Annotated in this window: 15 protein-coding genes; 4 read left to right on the top strand and 11 right to left on the bottom strand. The window is 62.1% G+C overall.

Annotation, left to right across the window (positions count from 1 at the left end):
- Positions 1–122: 122 nt before the first annotated feature.
- Positions 123–1,019, bottom strand: a complete 897-nt coding sequence (locus GR158_RS20320; RefSeq protein WP_160872359.1) for a DMT family transporter — start codon at positions 1,017–1,019, stop codon at positions 123–125.
- A gap of 154 nt (positions 1,020–1,173) precedes the next feature.
- Here GR158_RS20320 and GR158_RS20315 point away from each other — a divergent pair, with 154 nt between their 5' ends.
- A complete protein-coding gene (locus tag GR158_RS20315; RefSeq protein ID WP_160872358.1) occupies positions 1,174–2,061 on the top strand; it encodes a LysR family transcriptional regulator in 888 nt (295 codons plus the stop codon).
- A 23-nt stretch (positions 2,062–2,084) separates the two neighbouring features.
- On the opposite strand, the gene GR158_RS20310 is transcribed toward GR158_RS20315, so the two are convergent.
- The 8 genes from GR158_RS20310 to GR158_RS20275 form a co-directional block, all read right to left on the bottom strand.
- A complete protein-coding gene (locus GR158_RS20310) occupies positions 2,085–2,462 on the bottom strand; it encodes a response regulator (RefSeq protein ID WP_134650310.1) in 378 nt (125 codons plus the stop codon).
- 197 nt (positions 2,463–2,659) lie between these two features.
- Positions 2,660–4,129 carry a sensor domain-containing diguanylate cyclase gene (locus GR158_RS20305; protein WP_160872357.1) on the bottom strand — a complete coding sequence of 490 codons (1,470 nt, stop codon included), beginning with the start codon at positions 4,127–4,129 and terminating at the stop codon, positions 2,660–2,662.
- Positions 4,130–4,278: 149 nt separating this feature from the next.
- The gene (locus tag GR158_RS20300; protein ID WP_134650308.1) at positions 4,279–5,271 is read right to left on the bottom strand and encodes a tripartite tricarboxylate transporter substrate binding protein; all 993 of its coding nucleotides are present in this window, start codon (positions 5,269–5,271) and stop codon (positions 4,279–4,281) included.
- Positions 5,272–5,367: 96 nt separating this feature from the next.
- Positions 5,368–6,873 carry a tripartite tricarboxylate transporter permease gene (locus GR158_RS20295; RefSeq protein WP_134650307.1) on the bottom strand — a complete coding sequence of 502 codons (1,506 nt, stop codon included), beginning with the start codon at positions 6,871–6,873 and terminating at the stop codon, positions 5,368–5,370.
- Between the two features lie 9 nt (positions 6,874–6,882).
- A complete protein-coding gene (locus tag GR158_RS20290; protein WP_160872356.1) occupies positions 6,883–7,344 on the bottom strand; it encodes a tripartite tricarboxylate transporter TctB family protein in 462 nt (153 codons plus the stop codon).
- A gap of 95 nt (positions 7,345–7,439) precedes the next feature.
- Entirely contained in the window at positions 7,440–8,423 is a 984-nt protein-coding gene (locus GR158_RS20285; RefSeq protein WP_134650305.1) for a tripartite tricarboxylate transporter substrate-binding protein, read from the bottom strand.
- Positions 8,424–8,628: 205 nt separating this feature from the next.
- On the bottom strand, positions 8,629–9,972 hold the full coding sequence (locus tag GR158_RS20280) for a sigma-54 dependent transcriptional regulator (RefSeq protein WP_160872355.1): 1,344 nt from the start codon (positions 9,970–9,972) through the stop codon (positions 8,629–8,631).
- Complete coding sequence (locus GR158_RS20275; RefSeq protein ID WP_160872399.1) at positions 9,969–11,774, bottom strand: sensor histidine kinase; 1,806 nt, start codon at positions 11,772–11,774, stop codon at positions 9,969–9,971. Before GR158_RS20275 ends, GR158_RS20280 begins: the two co-directional genes overlap by 4 nt.
- Positions 11,775–12,021: 247 nt before the next feature.
- Between GR158_RS20275 and GR158_RS20270 the strand changes: the two genes are divergently transcribed.
- The gene (locus GR158_RS20270; protein WP_160872354.1) at positions 12,022–12,489 is read left to right on the top strand and encodes a pyridoxamine 5'-phosphate oxidase family protein; all 468 of its coding nucleotides are present in this window, start codon (positions 12,022–12,024) and stop codon (positions 12,487–12,489) included.
- A 219-nt stretch (positions 12,490–12,708) separates the two neighbouring features.
- Positions 12,709–13,149, top strand: a complete 441-nt coding sequence (locus GR158_RS20265) for a hypothetical protein (RefSeq protein WP_160872353.1) — start codon at positions 12,709–12,711, stop codon at positions 13,147–13,149.
- Positions 13,150–13,163: 14 nt separating this feature from the next.
- On the opposite strand, the gene GR158_RS20260 is transcribed toward GR158_RS20265, so the two are convergent.
- Both GR158_RS20260 and GR158_RS20255 read right to left on the bottom strand, forming a co-directional pair.
- Positions 13,164–13,439, bottom strand: a complete 276-nt coding sequence (locus GR158_RS20260; protein ID WP_160872352.1) for a DUF982 domain-containing protein — start codon at positions 13,437–13,439, stop codon at positions 13,164–13,166.
- Between the two features lie 299 nt (positions 13,440–13,738).
- Positions 13,739–15,343, bottom strand: coding sequence for an FAD-dependent oxidoreductase (locus GR158_RS20255; RefSeq protein ID WP_160872351.1), 1,605 nt, complete (start codon positions 15,341–15,343; stop codon positions 13,739–13,741).
- Between the two features lie 236 nt (positions 15,344–15,579).
- Here GR158_RS20255 and GR158_RS20250 point away from each other — a divergent pair, with 236 nt between their 5' ends.
- The gene (locus GR158_RS20250; RefSeq protein WP_160872350.1) at positions 15,580–17,319 is read left to right on the top strand and encodes a cobalamin-dependent protein; all 1,740 of its coding nucleotides are present in this window, start codon (positions 15,580–15,582) and stop codon (positions 17,317–17,319) included.
- Positions 17,320–17,355 lie beyond the last annotated feature (36 nt).

Here is a 17,355-nt window from a genome sequence, read left to right as displayed (position 1 = left end):
TACCACCGAGTGAGCGATGTTGCCACGTGTCCGGGGGTTGGCATCGGACGCGCGCGCCGGCTGTCTCGGGAGGCGGCCGGTTACGTTCGTTCAGCGAGTGCATTGGTTGCCGATCACACCGTTCAGCCCCGCGAGGTCATCCAGACGCCAACCAGCGTCACGAGGAGGCCGGCGATCATTCCCAAGGTCAACGGCTCCGAGAACAACAGCCATGCCCATATCATCGTCACGGGTGGGCTGAGATAGATAGCGGCGCTTACCTTGGCGACGGGGAACAGCCGTAGACTGGTATAGTAGACGGCATAGGCAAGAAACGTCGCGATCAGCACCAGCCAGACCATTCCGATCGCGAAGTCCCGCGTCATCGGCGGAGCGAGACTGCCTTGCGCCGATGCGCACAGGCCGAAGAGGACCGAACCCACCAGCGTGTGGATGCAAAGGCTCTGGTAGACAGGCATCCGGCTCCTCTCGTGTCGTCTGTAGAGGACGGAGGCGGCAGCGAACACAAGCATCGAACCGACCGTCAGCCCGTACGCCCATATGGGTGCCGTGCCCAAGCTGAGGCTGTCGAAGGATACGATGAGGACTCCGGCGACGGCAATCGCGGTCCCCTGCCATTGCCTCGCCGTCAGCCGTTCGCCCAGCACGGGCTGCGAGAGAGCTGCGATGGCGAGCGGAAGAAGATCGGCGATAAGGGCGACCAATCCGGTGGGCACCTTTTGCTCGATGGCCAGCGCGAAGCCCCCCAGATACAGGAAAACCGCCATGATGCCGAACAGCGCCTGATCTCTGACCGCGCGCATCGATATTCCGGGGCCCATGAACAAGGCAAAGGGCAGCAGTATCAATCCAGACAGCAATGTGCGCCAGAAAAGCAGAAGCATGACGCTTGCTTCCTGGTTCGCGTAGCGGATGCCGACGAAGCCGGAACTCCATCCGATGATCAGAAGTGTCGCAAGCAACGGCCACAATAGCGGATAGCGGCTCGTATCGACCGGTGCGGAAGTGGCTTCAGACATGGGGCCTCGGTTAAGCGGAACGCGACCACTGCTAGGCTGAAAGCGTGGGCAACGCACATGACAAATATCGATAGAGGGATGACAATCGCGTAATCCATGTCATATCTGTTTCGGTTTATGCTAGGGTCACTTGAAGACCGAGGTGGACAGGACCATGAACGAGCTGAACAGTCGCCGACTGGAAATCGATGCGTTGCGGGCGCTCTCCGCAATCCGGCAGCACGGAGGCATAACAAAAGCAGCCGTCGCGCTGGGCCTGTCGCAGTCCGCCGTCAGCCATAAGATCAAGCGGCTCGAAGTCAGTCTCGACTGTGAGCTGCTTGGACGGAAAGCCGGTGCACCCATGTTCACGGCTGCAGGTGAAGATCTCCTGAACTATGCCGGACGCATCCTGATGATGCATGACGAGGCGCTCCTGAGCCTGTCGAAGACGCCTCTCGCGGGCAGACTTCTGCTCGGCTTCACAGAAGACACCGCTTGCAGCGACCTTGCTCGAATTCTTGGCCGCTTCCGTCGGCTTCATCCAAACGTTACGGTGCGAACCAAGGTCCGCATGAGCCTTGTTCTTCGTGCCATGCTGGAGCGTGGCGAACTCGATGCTGCGATTGTTCAGGTCTTCGACCATGAAGTGCGACCGGCCGATGTCATCCTCTACAGAGAACGGCTTCACTGGGTGAAGCATCCGGAACTGGTCATCCGGCAGGATGAACCCATCCCGTTTCTGTCGTTCGACGAGGATTGCTTCTACCGAAAATGGGCGTTCGACATGGGCCGGGACGGTCCCGTCCTTGAAACCGTATTCGAGTGTTCAAGTGCCGCCGGTATCGTTTCCGCCGTGAACGCGACAATGGGCGTCGCTTTGCTGAGTGACCGGTATATCCAGGGCGAGATGCAAATCATCACCGACCGGCTGCCTCCGCCGCCGTCCCTGGCCTATGTTGTGCGGCGCGCACGCAAGTCAAGAAACCCCGCCCTCGATACCCTCATACGGGAAATCGAAAGGGACGTCGGTCGCCAAGGCGGCCTGGCTCTTGCAGGCTGACGGCAGGACACTCGAAATCATAGTCAGCCGGAATTGGCCCGCCACATCGATCGGCGCCTTCGATCGAGCGCTTCCGCGAGGGCGGAAGCGATCTCGTCGTCGCGAAAAGGCTTTTGTATGACTGCGATGGCACCGTCAAATCCATCCTGAAGCGAGCTGGCGTCGCCCGTCACGAAAATCACCTGTATGCCGAAGCGATCGACAAGCCGGCGGGCGAGCAACCGTCCGCTATTGCCGTCGGCAAGGCCCAAATCGACGAGGGCAATGTCAGCGCGCGGTGCATAAGCGAGCGCCTGCTCGACGGTTGAGACGGGGCCGAGCCGCTCATGGCCTTGTTCTTCGACAATGGCTTCCAGAAGGGATGCTATGAGAAACTCGTCTTCGACGATCAAAACGCGCATTGGTGATGCCTCCATCCCGGGAGATCTAGGCGGGCAAGCGGATCGGTCAATGGCGTATCGACCATTTGCACGTCTCCGCGTGCGTCTGCGCGTGAACCCGGTGCGGTTGGCACGCAGATAACCAACCATGTCGGGGTGGGGCGGCCATTTCTTTCAAGCGCGCTTTTGGCGTAAGGCCGATGGCCTCTACCGGCATTCTACCGGGTTCGGGTTTTGGCTCTTGGCGTGCCGGTGCCGAGATCGATCGTCGCGTAATGCGCGCTCTTGTACTCGTACATCAACGCATCGGCGCGCTTGATGACGGACTCGATGGTCTCACCGTTCTCGCTGGTCGCAACGCCGTAGGACATGCTGAGCGGTGCGGTGGAGTAGAACTGATTGTTGATCCTTAAAAGCTCCAGGATGGTCTCCACCATCGTGCCGGCGGATTTCGCGTCTGCGCCGGGCAGGAGAACGGCGAACTCGTCTCCGCCGATCCTGCAGGCGTGGTTCGGGGCATGTACCGCGCCATTGAGGATTTCGCCGAAACGGCGCAGCAGACCGTCGCCCGCATCATGGCCCAACTGGTCATTGGTGACCTTGAGGCCATTGAGGTCGATCACGATGGCCGAGACCGGCCGTAGCGATTTCCGCTCGAGCCGGTTGATCTCGTCGGCGTAAAATGCGCGGTTGTAGAGCTTTGTCAGGACGTCGTGCTTGCCGAGATATTCGAGATAGGCTTCCGCCTTCTTGCGTGCGGTGATGTCTGCAAGCGCCACCTGAACCCGCGACCAATCGTGTTCATGTCCCGGAAACACGGAAAAATGCAGCAGGATGTGGCGCTCCGAGCCGTCGAGCGCGTAATTGATCACCTCGCGGTGGTGGAAGAGATTGCCGTTCCAAAGCTCTATGAGCTGTTCGCGAAACGGCTTTTGCATATCGTCGCGAAAGATTTCACCAAGCCGCTGCAGAAGGTCGCGGAGGTCTTTTGCACCGAAGAGATTAAGCGTCGCCTGGTTGACGTCGATCACCCTGATCTCGCTCATGCACTGCTGCACGAACTCCGGATGCACGTCCATGAAGGTGCGGAAGTCGGTGATGCCGCGATCGCGGATGTCTTCAATCAACGTGCGAATGCGGCTGAAGTCCTCGATCCACAGCGAAACAGGGGAGTGCTCGAAGATGCCTTCCGCCTGACGCCTCTGCTCTTCTTCCGCACGGCGGGCATCCTCGCGCTCGGTAATATCTTCGGTCGTCAGAAGCAGCCTGCCGAGCGTATGTTCGTGACCGGGCAGCACGGCGCCGCGCAGCTGGATATCGAGCCGCCGGCCGGTGATCGTGTAATTGACGGTCGTGCTCGAAAAGGTCAGCTCGCCATCGAATAGTGCTGCCAGCTCGTTGATATGGGTATCCAGCATGTCGTCGCGGAAGATTGCGGCGATATTGGCCGTCAGGTGCTCAAGGTCCTGGGCCTCGAACAGGTCCAGCGTCTTGGCGTTGACGCCGACAACCCGGATCCACTTGGAACAGGCGATGACCCGGTCCCGATCCTCTCGCAGGAAGGCCCTGATATCGGTGACACCCTCTGCGCGCCACGCGTCGAAAAGCGCCTTTACCCCGCTGAAATCTTCGATCCACATGGCGATCGGCGCGAGGTTGAAAATATCGGAATCGAAAGCAGCGGTCATCGGCATTGCCCAGAGAGAGTTAGAGCTGCCGTGGCAACCCTGTCGGGAAGACATTACCTTAAGACGAAGAGGTAAACCGCTGCTTTCTGAATGCCTGATATGTGAGGAATGGTGCCCGGGAAGCCAGGTTCCCGGGCGCTCTGTTCCGCTCAATCCATCTGGACCTTCGCGTCACGGACGACCGGCGTCCACTTGGCGATTTCGGCCTTCACATGGGCGCCCAGTTCCTCCGGCGTGGAGCCGACGATGGTGGCGCTGAATTCTTTCATGCGCTCGGCCACCGCAGGATCCTTCAGCGCCGTATTCGCCGACTGATTGAGGCGGGCGATCACTTCAGGGGGCGTGCCCGCCGGTGCGAAAAGGGCGTTCCATGTATAGGTTTCATAACCGGGAATGCCTGATTCGGCGACCGTCGGGACATCGGGGAAGGATGCGGCCCGCTCCTTCGTCGTCACCGCCAGGGCGCGCAGCGTGCCGGCCTTGATATGACCGGACGAGGACGGCAGGTTGTCGAACATGATCGGCACCTGATTGGCAATGACGTCGTTCAGCGCCGGTCCCGCACCCTTATAGGGAATATGGACCATCTCGACGCCCGCCATGCTCTTGAAGAGTTCTCCCGAGAGGTGCAGCGGCGTGCCGTTCCCCGATGAGGCGTAGCTGTATTGATCCGGCGCGCCTTTCAGCAGCGCCAGCAGTTCCTCGACATTCTTCGCCGGCAGCGCAGGGTTGACGACCAGAACGTTCGGTACGACGACGAGCAGCGAGATCGGAGCGAAATCCTTTTCCGCATCATAGGGCGTCGATTTGAGGATGAGCGGGTTAAGCGCATGGGTGGCAACCGTGCCCATCAGGATCGTGTAGCCGTCTGCATCGGCACGGGCAACATTGTCCGCACCGAGATTGCCGCCAGCGCCGGCGACGTTCTGGACGATCACCTGCTGGCCGAGATCTTCCGACATCTTCTGCGCGATGATCCGCGCCACCACATCCGTCGAGCCCCCGGCGGCGAAGGGAACGACAAGGGTGACCTGCCTTTCCGGGAAGCCGTCAGCCAAGGCAGGCGCATTCACCGCCAGCAGGGACAGCAGCGACAATCCGGCAGAGAGCGCCATGCGGCGCGTCAGTTTGGACATTTTCATTGCGTTTCTCCTCTCTTTCAAACCATGCAGGCGGGCGCCTCGCGCGCCCGCCCGCCACCTCGGGGCCCGCCCCTCCAGGCGGTATGAACCCTGTTCTCAATCCTCTTCCTGGAAAACCTCCTCGCGCTTGGCCTTGACCGAGGGAAGGAAGACGACGACGAGCACGGCGAGCGCAATCAAAAGCAGGATGGCGCTGATCGGCCTTGTGACGAAGGTGGTCGGATCGCCGCGCGACAGGATCATGGCGCGCCGAAGGTTCTCCTCCAGCAACGGTCCCAGCACAAAACCGAGAAGCAACGGTGCCGGCTCGCAGCGCAGCTTGACCAAGAGGTAGCCGGCGAGCCCGAAGAAGGCGACGGCATAGAGGTCGTAGACGTTGGAATTGACGCTGTAGACGCCGATCGAGCAGAAGGCCATGATGATCGGAAAGAGCACGTAGTACGGGATTGTCAGCAGCTTCACCCAGAGGCCGATGAGCGGCAGGTTGAGGACGACGAGCATCAGGTTGCCGATCCACATGGAGGCGATGATGCCCCAGAACAGCGCCGGCTGCTCGACCGCAACGTTCGGCCCGGGCACGATGCCCTGGATGATCATCGCTCCGACCATCAGCGCCATGACCGGATTGGCGGGAATGCCGAGCGTCAGAAGCGGAATGAACGAGGTCTGCGCACCAGCATTGTTGGCCGATTCCGGACCGGCAACGCCTGCAATCGCACCCTTGCCGAACTCTTGCGGCGTCGCAGACATGCGCTTTTCCACCGTGTAGGAGGCGAAGGCGGCAAGGATGGCGCCGCCGCCCGGCAGGATGCCCAGCGCTGATCCGATCGCCGTGCCGCGCAGGACGGGGGCGACCATGCGACGGAAATCATCGCGTGTCGGCCAGAGACCGCTGACTTTCGCCATCAGAACCGATCGTGTCTTCTCGCCTTCCAGATTGCGCAGGATCTCCGCCACGCCGAAGACACCGACGGCGACGGCGACAAAGTTCAACCCGTCCGCATATTCACGAATGCCGAGGGTGAACCGCGGCGTGCCGGTATAGATATCCGTGCCGACGAGGCCGAGCAGCAGGCCGAGCGACACCATGGCGAGCGCCTTGACGATCGACCCGTGCGCCAGCGCGATCGAGGAGACGAGACCGACGATCATCAGGGAGAAGTACTCGGCCGCCCCGAATTGCAGGGCGAGCGCCGTCAGCGGAATGGCAAAGATCGCCACAAGGAAGGTGGAGACCGTACCGGCGAAAAACGATCCGAGCGCGGCGATCGACAATGCGGCGCCGGCCCGTCCCTTGCGCGCCATCTGGTAGCCGTCGATGGCCGTCACGGCGGACGAGGACTCGCCGGGCATGTTGATGAGAATGGCGGTCGTCGAGCCGCCATACTGGGCGCCATAATAGATGCCGGCGAGCATGATGAGCGACGAGACCGGCTCCAGCTGGAAGGTGATGGGCAGGAGCATGGCGATGGTCGCCGTGGCGCCGATGCCCGGCAGGACGCCGATCAGGGTGCCGAGCAGCACGCCGATGAGGCAGAAGAGCAGGTTTGCCGGAGAGGCGGCGGTCGCGAAACCGAGGGCGAGATTGCTGACGAGATCCATGGCCGCCTCCTAGAACCGAACCCAGGGGCCGAAACGTTCGAACGGCAGGCCCAGCGCATAACTGAAGACCGCAATCGAAAAGACCGTGATGGCGGCGGCAAGAACGACTGCCATCAGCGGCCGCATCCGCGTCGAGGCGAAGGCGGCGATCAGCGCCGAGAAGAAGAGCGCCGGCGCAAAACCGAGGCCGCGCACGGTCAGCCCGAAGAAGATCGGTGCGGGAAGGATGAAGAGCATGCCGCGCAGCGCGATCGGCCCCAACGGGCCGCTATCCGTCCGCACCGACTGGATGAGAATGACGATGCCGAGCAGCATCAGGATCAGCGCCAGCACGAAGGGAAAATAGCCTGGCCCCATGCGCAAGGCCGTGCCGAGCTCAAGTTCGAAGCTCTGATAGGCAAAGAAGGCCCCAAGGGCGATGAAGATCGCGCCACAAAGCGCATTGGTGGTATCAACCGCGAGCGATTTCATGGTGTTTCCTGTTCTCGACCGGAAGGGGGCCGATCCTGAGCAGACGAGCCGCGCGGCAGAGGAGCCACGCGGCACGTCCGGATCGGAAGGTGTCCTCAGTCGGCGTACTGGCCGGCGGCTTCGATGACGGTTTTCCAGCGGGCGATCTCGCTTTCGAGCTTCGCCTTCAGCGCCGCCGGCGTCGCGTCGCTTTCCGGCGAAGGGACCGTGCCCAGTTCAGCGAAACGGGCGATGACGTTCGGATCCTTGAGCGCTACCTGCAGCGACTTCGACAGGCGCTCGATGGCCTCTGCCGGTGTGCCCTTCGGTGCATAGACACCGTGCCAGATACCGACCTGGAAATCGGCAAGCCCGCCTTCGATGGCGGTCGGCACGTCGGGAAGCACGTCGAGGCGTGCGGGTGAGGTCACCGCATAGGCCTTGATGGTGCCACCCTGGATCTGCTTCGTCGTGTTGGTGGTCTGGTCGCACATGATATCGACCTGGCCACCGAGAAGATCGGTCATGGCCGGACCCGTACCCTTGTAGGGCACGGTCGTCAGCGGCGTCTCGACGGCGCTCATGAACATCATGCCGCAGAGATGTGACGCGGCGCCGATGCCGGCATTGGCGACGGTCACCGTATCCTTGTTCGCCTTCACATACTCGACGAGACTCTTGAGGTCGGCCGGCTCGAAATCCTTGCGGGCAACGATGGTCATGGGCACGTCGGTGACGAGACCGACATATTCGAAAGCGTTCAGCGTGTCATAGGCAAGCTTGCGATAGAGCGTGGCGCTGGTCGCCATGCCGATGTGGTGCAGGAGAATGGTGTAACCGTCCGGATCTGCTTGTGCGACCCGGCCGGCACCCAGCGTGCCGCCCGCGCCCCCGACATTCTCGACAATGATCTGCTGGCCAAGATCCTTCGACATCGATTCCGCGACGAGGCGACCCACCGTGTCGGTCGGGCCACCGGCCGAGAAGGGAATGACCATGGTGATGTTGCGTTCGGGGTAGGTCTGCGCCATCGCCGGCGCAAAGACCATCGAAACGGCGGCAGCGGCTGACATGGCCAGCACGGCGTTCATAAACTTCATCGAATCCTCCCGGATGGACGGTTCCCGCCGGTGTGGCTCCTCCCTCACCGGTCGTAATATCCCAATCTGTGAAGAGGAAGGCCCGGCGGGCAATCGCGCGTCGGCGGTCACCGGGCATTTTCTGCCGCGGTGCGCCGCAGCATGGGTCGAAATGGAAACAAACGGGTACAGGCATGGGTGGATTTCCACCCAACACGCATTTCAGCTATGCCGCGTAGTCGTCGTCGGTGAAGGGCATCTTCTTGTCGAGGTCGTATTTCTGCATCTTCTCGTACAGGGTCTTGCGGGAGATGCCGAGCATTTCATAAACCGGCCGGATGCGCCCGGCATGCGCCGCGAGCGCACTGGCGATGACGCTACGCTCGTAGGCCGCCACCTTGTCGGCCAGTCGCTGCGGTTCGGATTGCGCCTCATCGCGCTGGGGGTCGAGGCCAAGCACGAGCCGGTCGGCGGCATTGCGCAGTTCGCGGACGTTGCCCGGCCAGTTGCGGCTCGCCACCTCAGCGATCACATCGTGCGGAACCTCCATGTCGGCCCGGCCGTAGCGTGCCGAGGCCTCGCGCACCAGCTGAAGGAAAAGCAGCGGGATATCGGCGCGGCGCTGCGCAAGCGACGGCACATGCAGCGTGGCGACGTTGAGGCGATAGAGCAGATCGGCGCGGAACCGTCCGGCCGCGACCTCGGCCTCCAGGTCGACCTTGCTGGTGGCGATGAAGCGCACGTCGAGGGGAACGACCTCGTTCGAGCCAAGCCGGCTGATCACCCGCTCCTGCAGCACCCGCAGAAACTTCGCCTGGAGGTCGAAGGGCATGGAGCCGATCTCGTCGAGAAGGATCGTGCCGCCGCGCGCATGTTCGAACTTGCCGTAACGCGGCCGGATGGCACCGGGAAAGGCGCCCGCCTCATGGCCGAAAAGCTCGCTTTCGATCAGGTTTTCGGGCAGCGCCGCGCAGTTGATGGCGATCAGCGGTCGGTCCGCCCGGGCGCTGATGTCATGCAGGGCCCGGGCGACGACCTCCTTGCCGACACCCGTTTCGCCGATCACCAGCGTATCCGCATCGGTGGCGCCGATGGCGCGCAGGCTGTAGCGCAAATCGACCATGACCTGTGTGCGGCCCGGCAGACGGGCCTCGATATCGTCCCGCTTGCCGGCGACCGCACGAAGACGACGATTTTCCAGAACGAGGCCGCGCCGATCCATCGCGCGGCGGATGATGCCGGCCAGATGTTGCGCCGTGAACGGCTTCTCGAGGAAGTCATAGACCCCTGCGCGCATGGCCGTCACCGCCAGCTGGACATCCGCATGGCCGGTCAGCAGGATAACGGGTATTTCGGCGTCAAGCTCGCGCACCCGCTGCAGAAGCGTCATTCCATCCATGCCGGGCATGCGGATATCACTCACCACGACACCATCGAAACTGTAGCCGACGCGCTCCAGCACCGGCTCGGCACTGGCGAACGTATCGACCTCCATGCCGAAAAGCTCCAGAGCCTGGGCCGACGAACGACGCATCTCCTCCTCGTCATCGATCAGCAGGATCCGGCTCATTCGGCGGCCTCCTGCGCCGGCAATGCGCCGTCCAGTTCGATGCGGAACTCCGCGCCGCCCTCAACCTTGTTGGATACGGACAGGCCGCCGCCGAAATCCTTGATGATATTATAGGATATGGAGAGGCCGAGCCCCAGGCCGCGGCCTACGCCCTTGGTGCTGAAGAAGGGATCGAATATCCGTTCGGAAATTGCCGCGGGAACCCCCGGACCATGATCGCGGATCGTCAGGATGACCTTGCCGTCCTGCGCCCGTCCGACAAGTTCGATGCGGCGGTCCTCCAGACCTTCGACGGCATCGGCGGCATTGGTGATGATGTTGACCAGCACCTGTTGCAACCGTACCGACCCGGCCTGGACCCACAGAGGCTGGGGACCGAGATCGATATCCAGCCGGGCATCGGCCGATTTGAGGCGCGCCGCGACGATCTCCAGCGTGTCGCCGACGACGGTTTCGATCGGGACGGGCCCGAGCTTCTCGTTGGGCTTTCGCGCAAAGTTGCGCAGGTGACGGCTGATTGCCGCCATCCGGTCGACAAGCCGGGAAATGCGCTGAACATTGTCGCGCGCTTCCTCGACGCGGCCGCGGTCGATGAGCATCGCGGCGCTGTCGGCATAGGTCTTGGCCGCGGTGAGCGGCTGGTTGAACTCATGCGACAGCGCGGCCGACATCTGGCCGAGGCCGGCAAGCTTTCCCGCCTGGATGAGATCGCCCTGCGTCTTTCGCAGTTCCTGTTCCGTCAGCCGCCGTTCGGCAATCTCCAGCTCGATCTGCCGGTTGACGAGGGCAAGATCGGCCGTCCGCTCCTCGACCCGCCGCTCCAGCTCGTTGCGCGCTTCGATCTGCATGCGCAGCCGCTCGGCGGCGCGCGTCCGACGCTGCAGGACGATTGCCAGCGCGAGGCCTGCAAGGCAGAAGAACAGAACAACGGCGATCAGCATCGTCCGCGCCTGGCTGCGGACCGAGCCGGTGTCCATGAGCACACTGACAGTCCAGTCGGCCTGGGGCATGTATTGCGACAGGACCAGATATTCCCGCGCCGAACCGCCATCCGCAACGGTCATCAGGTCATGAGAGCCAAGCTCCCCATGTTTGAGCGGCAGTGGCCTCAGCATGGCTTCCGCATACCGGCGCGACGCCTGCGTGCGTTCCAACCGGTCGGGCGACAAGGGCAGAAGGCTCGAATAGAGCCATTCCGGGCTGCCGGTCATGAAGATGATGCCTTCCGGATCGGACACCAGGATCTTGTATTCGCCGCCGCGCCAGAAGGTTTCGATCGTGTCTATATCGACCTTGAAGACGATCACGCCGCGGATTGCCTCGCCAACATGGACGGGCGAGGCGAAGTAGTAGCCACGCTTCAGGGAGGTGGTTCCAAGCGCATAGAAACGCGACTGGCCACCTTTCGCGGCATCTTGGAAGTAGGGCCGGTAGCTGAAATTCTCGCCGATGAAGCTGGTCTCCGACTCGAAATTGCTTGCGGCTACAGTCGAGCCATCCATCGTCATGACATAGATGTCCGAGGATTCCAGAAGCGCGTTGATCTCCTTGAGATAGAGGTTTGCCGCCTCCACCAGGGCCGCATTGTCGGGATCGCTGACGAGCTCTTTTATGTCGTCATGGTCGGCGATCAGCGCCGGCAGCGGCTCGTAGCGGCTGAGATGGCCGCTGAGCGCCGAGACCGTCAGCCGCAACGCCGATCCGGCCTGCAGCGACGCTTCGTCCAGATAGCTGCGCGTCGCCAGCCGGTCGCCATACACGACCACGACATAGGCGAGCACGCACAGCCCAGACAACGCCATGATCACACGATAGGTCACGAAACGCAGGCTCCTCCCCACCTTCCCGGTCGCGGCATTCGGCCGTTGGGCAAGTGTAGAGGGCTATCGGCAGCTTTCCAAGTCCCCGATCGAAACGGCCCTGATCGCTTTTCTCCTTCGAGAACGGGCCAGGCTCACGGGTTTCGACGGGGCCTTCCGCGGCGCGCCCGATCCATGGGAACCATCAAGGATGCAAAGGGTTCATGGGCAGGTAACCCAGGAGACCCCGATGAGCACGATGACGATGAAAGAGCTTTCCAAGGCGCTCAGCAAGATCGATTTCTGCATGTTCAACACGAACGGCGGCGAGGGAAAGATCAACAGCCGGCCGATGAGCAACAATGGCGACGTCGAGTATGATGGCGACGCCTGGTTCTTCTCCTACGAGGATACAAGAAAGGTCGGCGAAATCGGTCGCGACGCGCGGGTCGCGTTGACCTTCACCGCACCGCCCAGCCTCCTCGGAAAGCCGGGAATCTTTGTCGCCGTCGATGGCGACGCAAGCGTGATCCGCGACAAGGCGCAGTTCGAAGAGCACTGGGTAAAAGATCTTGATCGGTGGTTTCCCGATGGCGTGGACACGCCCGGTCTCGTTCTGATCAAGGTATCCGCGAGGACGATCGAATACTGGGACGGCGAGGACAATGGCCGTATCCATCTGCGCGAGGCGGATGCCGTGGCGGAAGGCGCTGTTTAACGGCGTAGGAGGACATCCCGGATGTGAAGCTTCGATCGGCGGTTATATCGACCGCCGATATCGCATGCACCGCTCGTCGCGTTGCCACCACATCATCGCAAGTTGAATTGGGGAATGAACGCCGCAATCTCAAAACACCGTCTTGATTGGTCATGCATATCCATGAAAGGTTCCGGCACCGGACCATCATTATCTGGCGTTTGTTGTTTTGGAGAGCATATGTTCAAATTCCTTCTTATCGCTGCCTCGCTTAGCCTTGTTGCCGTCCCCGCCTATGCGCAGGATCCAGCCGGAGTCGAGGGCCTGTGGTCGGGCCAGGGAGAAGGGGATCTGACTGTCGATCTCAAGCACGTGCAGGACGACATCTACAAGATTTCCATTGGAACGACCGTCCCCATGGACGGCGACGTTCCCGGTTGCGGCGGCGGTATCGCCGGTGAAGTGAAGCTCGCCAAGACGGGCGGCAACTTCTTCGCCGAAAATGAATCCTACGATCCCGATTCAACGTCTCCAGGCCTCAGTGAACGCTACTGCGAAATCGGCTTGACGTTCACCGAGGGGCGGAAGCTCGTGCTGGAAGAGCGCAATGGCTGCATCGGCTATCACGGCGCGGCGTGCGGTTTCAGTGGGGAGCTGGTGCATGACGACGCGGGGCTTTGAAGCCTCGCTCGCTTTCATCGAGTAGCTTGCGGGTGAACACCTAAGCGCACGACGGCCACATTCGCTTCGCGCGCCGCGGCGAGAAACGCCAGCCGAGCCTTGGATGGAGAGCATTTGCCTTCGATCGCCTTGGCGCAGAATGCGAGAGCGCGCTGAAATGCGCGTCCGTAGGTCACCGGCCATTTTTCGGCCAGAACGAACATGGCATTTCTGGCGTCCCTGATTTCGATTGCGCGGGGCATGCCCGGAAGCAGTATGGCGAGTGCGCGGTCCCAAATCGTAGAAAGCATTGCATTTTCCCAGTCTACCGGGCCGATAAATGCACATCGGGCGAAAGGGTTCCGTGGCTCGACGATGAAATCGCGCAGCACTTCATTCCAGGCAGCGCGACGACGGGGATGTGCGGCTGAAGACCAGGCGTCACGGTCGCCGCGGCGAGATCGCCGACGCCGATACACAGAGCGAGCGAAAGCGCACCGGCTAGGAAGGCAGGCAGATCAAGCGCGTGACCGCTGCTTCCCGGACTGGATCGTTACTGCTCCACCGGCTTGTCGCTATCCAGGCAGGCGCGGTCATTCGGCGATGCCGGTTACCGGTTTTGCCTTAGGATGGTCTCTGCGGCGATGTAGCCCCACGTCATATTGGGACCGAGCGTCGTGCCGGCTCCGACAGCGCGCGTGCCGAACGGGTTTGCCATCGCGAGGCCTGCCGCATACAGGCCGGCAATGACCGAGCCATCTTCACGAAGAACCTGACCGCGCTCGTTCGTCCTGGCGCCGCCCTTCGTGCCGAGGATGGAACGGTTGAGCGACATGCCGACATAGGGCGGTTTGTCGATGGGTTTAAGGCGGTTCGCCGCGCCGTGCGCCTTGTACTCTTCCCAGCTGTTTTCTCCGCGGCGGAAGTCCGTATCGCGGCCCGTCTCGCACTGCGCGTTCCAGCGCGTGATCGTCGCCTCGAGGGCGTCTGGCGGAAGCCCGAGCTTCCCGGCAAGTTCGCTCACTGTATCCGCCTTCTTGACCCAGTCTCGATCGTAGGCGGCGTACCAACGAAAGGGCAGGGCGGCATTGAGGAAGCGGTGATCGCCGACGAGGAACGCCGGCAGGTTGACCGGCATTCCCTGGTCGTCGCGCGCATCCAGCGCCTCGCCGATATTGAAATCGCTTTCGCTGACGAAACGCTTCGCATGGCGATTGACAACGATGGAATGGGGCTCTGCCTGAAATGTCATGGGCAGGCCGCTCGGGCGCCGCTCATATCGTGTCGGCAGGCACGGATAAATGTTCGCCTGATCCATGCTGAGCAGCGCTGCATCGGCCATGCGAGCCAGCATCTGCCCATCGCCTTCGTTGCTGCTTGGGCTGCCGATCCGGTCGATCTGGCCGGGGAAATGCCGGTCCAGCATCTCCTTGTTCCACTCGAAGCCACCACTGGCGATGATCACGCCTCTGGTGGCGTTGATCTGGCGCGTCTCTCCTTCATGCTCGACCTCGACACCCGTGACTCGGCTTTCCGCATCCTGGATGAGACGCACTGCACGCGTTTCCAGCCGGAATTCGACGCCGGCATCAAGGCATCCCTTGATAAGACCGACCATCAGCGCCGTACCCTGTCCCCCCGCATTGGTCATCCAGCGGTAAAGGAGCTTGTGCCAGACCTTAAAGCCCGCCTTGACGGGGTGATGATAGATGTCGAGGTCGACGGCTTCCTTGTAGGTGAAGCTGTGTGGCAGGGTCGAACGGCGGAGTTTGGCGGCAAAGCGGCCGAGAAGGCGGCGGCTCAGGGCCTTGGGCGTCGCCATGCGGCCGAACATCTTGCCGCCCGGAGCCTCCGTGAAGGGATCGGGTTCGGCGACGAGCTGGAAATCGAGCGGCGTGTTCGTCGCAAGAAACTGCAGCATGTCGGGCGCCGCTTCCACGAAGGCAGCCCACCGGCCGCTATCGCTCTCCCTCTGCTTTGGTGGTTGCACGGCATGAAGGTAGGCAAGGGCCTCCTGCTTGCTGTCTGCAATGCCGGCGGCGGCTGCGAGGTGGTTTGCCGGAATCCAGATCCCGGCACCGGACATGGCCGAGGTGCCGCCGAGCCGGTTGGATTTCTCGATAACCAGCACCTTCAATCCGCCAATAGCGGCGCGCAAGCCTGCCGCGCATGCCGCGGATCCGGATCCGATCACCACAACGTCGAACTCGTTCATTACCGTCTCCAATCGTATGCATGCACTATAGAGAGAAGAATCTTTATCTGTCTACTATTGTGTAGACACTTTTCGCGCGCTAGGTTGTGTGTACGGTTTGCTCTGGAGGGTGGCGGCCTTTCGGACTGATGCCGTGCAAAGGCTGCGCCGCTTGACGGGTGACGTACGCCCGAGAGGGACGGACGGCCCGGGCAGCAGGCCCATTCTGAAATTGTCTTTGCCGACTGGATCATATCATGACCAAAGACGACATATCCGGCCTTCAGGATCCGCGCCTTGCACCGGGAGCGGATCTTCTGGCCCAAGGGCGGGCGATGGCGCGGGACTGGCGCCTGGGAACGAGCCGCTTCATGCGCGAAACGGGTGTGGCCTCCGAAGCGGCGTGGAAGCGGCAGGCTGCTGCAAACCGTCGGATCATGCAGCACGCCCATATCGGCTTCCGCGATGTCAACCGCACGATCGAGGGCATCCGCGCAGTCCACGGTTCCTGTGCGGATGCCGGCGTGACGGTCGATCGTTTCGGCATCACGCTCGATTGGTCGATGGGATATCCTGAGGCCTGGCGGGCGAGGGCTTCGCGCGGCACCGGCATCGTCCTGACCGACCCGGACGATTTCGCTCGCATCATCGAGGCGGCGCCGGCGGCCGCCCACTTCGGCGATTTCATGCTTGGCCTTCCCGGTGCACTGGAAAACACACGCGCCGCCATCGCAGCCGGCGCCACGGCTGTCGGTAATCTCGGCCAATACTTCACCTTCCGTCTGCCCTATTGGGACGACGACGTTGCCACCACCGAGGCGACGGTTACGGCGCTCGGGCTGATTGCCGCGCAGGATGCCGAAATTCTCGTGCATTCCAATCTCGATGACGGGTTTGCGGGGCTCTTCATCGATATGGCATGTGCACTGGGCATGGTGCTTATCGAAAAGCATATCGTGGAAGATCTCATCGGTGCACGTCTGGCCCATTGTTATGGTCACCACTTCAGCGACCCGCTGTCGCGTACGGCCTTCCATGCAGCGCTGGTTCAGGTCAGCGATACGCCGGGGACGATGATCTTCGGCAACACCGTTGCCTATCAGTCGACCCCTGCAGGCAATTATGCGAGCCTCGCGAGCTATCTGCTGGCCGACATTCTGGCGCTCGGACGATGGCCGACCGGGCATGCGATCAATCCGGTTCCGGTGACGGAAAACCAACGCATCCCCGATATCGAGGAAATTATCGACGCGCAGACCTTCGCGCACCGGCTGACCCTGCAGGCGCCGTTCTACGATCCGGTCTTCGACTGGGGGCAGGTGGAGAAGATGGCGGCTGTGCTTGTCGAGGGCGGGCGTCGTTTTGCCAAGTCCAGTCTGGAGGGGCTTGCCGCGCGCGGCGTGGCCGTCGACGATCCGGCCGCCCTCCTGCTGGCGATCCGCCGCATGGGGCCGAAGCGTATGGAAGCCCTCTTCGGTCCGGGTGCTCCAGGCGCGCGGGCGCGCACGCCTCTCATTCACGCCGAGTGGGCGCGCGAACTCAACCACAAGGCCGAAGAGTGGGTCGCCGCGCGCAGCAAGGACATTGGTGCAACAGCCGTTTCCGTCTGCATCGGCACCACTGACGTCCATGAGCACGGCAAGTATCTCGTCGAAAAGGCCTTCGAAGGACTGGGCGTCGAAACCATCGATGCAGGTGTCGCGGTCGATCCCGAGGCACTGGTGGCGCGCGCCATCGAAGCCGGAGCCGACATGGTCGCGGTCAGCACCTATAACGGTGTCGCGTTGTCCTATGCAAAGGCGGTGAAGGCGGCAATGAAAGCGCGGGGCGTCGATCTCCCGGTTCTTGTCGGCGGCAGATTGAATGAGGTGCCGAAGGATACGAACTCCGGCCTTCCGGTTGACGTCTCCAGCGACATCGCCGCCATCGGCTGCATTCCCTGCCACGATCTGGATGGAATGCTGGTCGCGCTCAGGGCCCATTCGCAGACTCCTTAGACGAAATCCGGGATTGCCAATCCCTGCGCTTAAAAG

The sequence above is a fragment of the Shinella sp. AETb1-6 genome, from assembly GCF_009826875.1.
In the GTDB taxonomy this organism is placed as follows: Bacteria; Pseudomonadota; Alphaproteobacteria; order Rhizobiales; family Rhizobiaceae; genus Shinella; species Shinella sumterensis.
This window is presented reverse-complemented; position numbering and strand designations above follow the sequence as displayed.

Excerpts from the sequence above, each read along its gene's own strand:
- GR158_RS20320 (WP_160872359.1), bottom strand. The coding sequence starts at position 1,019 with ATGTCTGAAGCCACTTCCGCACCGGTCGATACGAGCCGCTATCCGCTA.
- GR158_RS20315 (WP_160872358.1), top strand. The coding sequence starts at position 1,174 with ATGAACGAGCTGAACAGTCGCCGACTGGAAATCGATGCGTTGCGGGCG.
- GR158_RS20310 (WP_134650310.1), bottom strand. The coding sequence starts at position 2,462 with ATGCGCGTTTTGATCGTCGAAGACGAGTTTCTCATAGCATCCCTTCTG.
- GR158_RS20305 (WP_160872357.1), bottom strand. The coding sequence starts at position 4,129 with ATGACCGCTGCTTTCGATTCCGATATTTTCAACCTCGCGCCGATCGCC.
- GR158_RS20300 (WP_134650308.1), bottom strand. The coding sequence starts at position 5,271 with ATGAAAATGTCCAAACTGACGCGCCGCATGGCGCTCTCTGCCGGATTG.
- GR158_RS20295 (WP_134650307.1), bottom strand. The coding sequence starts at position 6,873 with ATGGATCTCGTCAGCAATCTCGCCCTCGGTTTCGCGACCGCCGCCTCT.
- GR158_RS20290 (WP_160872356.1), bottom strand. The coding sequence starts at position 7,344 with ATGAAATCGCTCGCGGTTGATACCACCAATGCGCTTTGTGGCGCGATC.
- GR158_RS20285 (WP_134650305.1), bottom strand. The coding sequence starts at position 8,423 with ATGAAGTTTATGAACGCCGTGCTGGCCATGTCAGCCGCTGCCGCCGTT.
- GR158_RS20280 (WP_160872355.1), bottom strand. The coding sequence starts at position 9,972 with ATGAGCCGGATCCTGCTGATCGATGACGAGGAGGAGATGCGTCGTTCG.
- GR158_RS20275 (WP_160872399.1), bottom strand. The coding sequence starts at position 11,774 with ATGGCGTTGTCTGGGCTGTGCGTGCTCGCCTATGTCGTGGTCGTGTAT.
- GR158_RS20270 (WP_160872354.1), top strand. The coding sequence starts at position 12,022 with ATGAGCACGATGACGATGAAAGAGCTTTCCAAGGCGCTCAGCAAGATC.
- GR158_RS20265 (WP_160872353.1), top strand. The coding sequence starts at position 12,709 with ATGTTCAAATTCCTTCTTATCGCTGCCTCGCTTAGCCTTGTTGCCGTC.
- GR158_RS20260 (WP_160872352.1), bottom strand. The coding sequence starts at position 13,439 with ATGCTTTCTACGATTTGGGACCGCGCACTCGCCATACTGCTTCCGGGC.
- GR158_RS20255 (WP_160872351.1), bottom strand. The coding sequence starts at position 15,343 with ATGAACGAGTTCGACGTTGTGGTGATCGGATCCGGATCCGCGGCATGC.
- GR158_RS20250 (WP_160872350.1), top strand. The coding sequence starts at position 15,580 with ATGACCAAAGACGACATATCCGGCCTTCAGGATCCGCGCCTTGCACCG.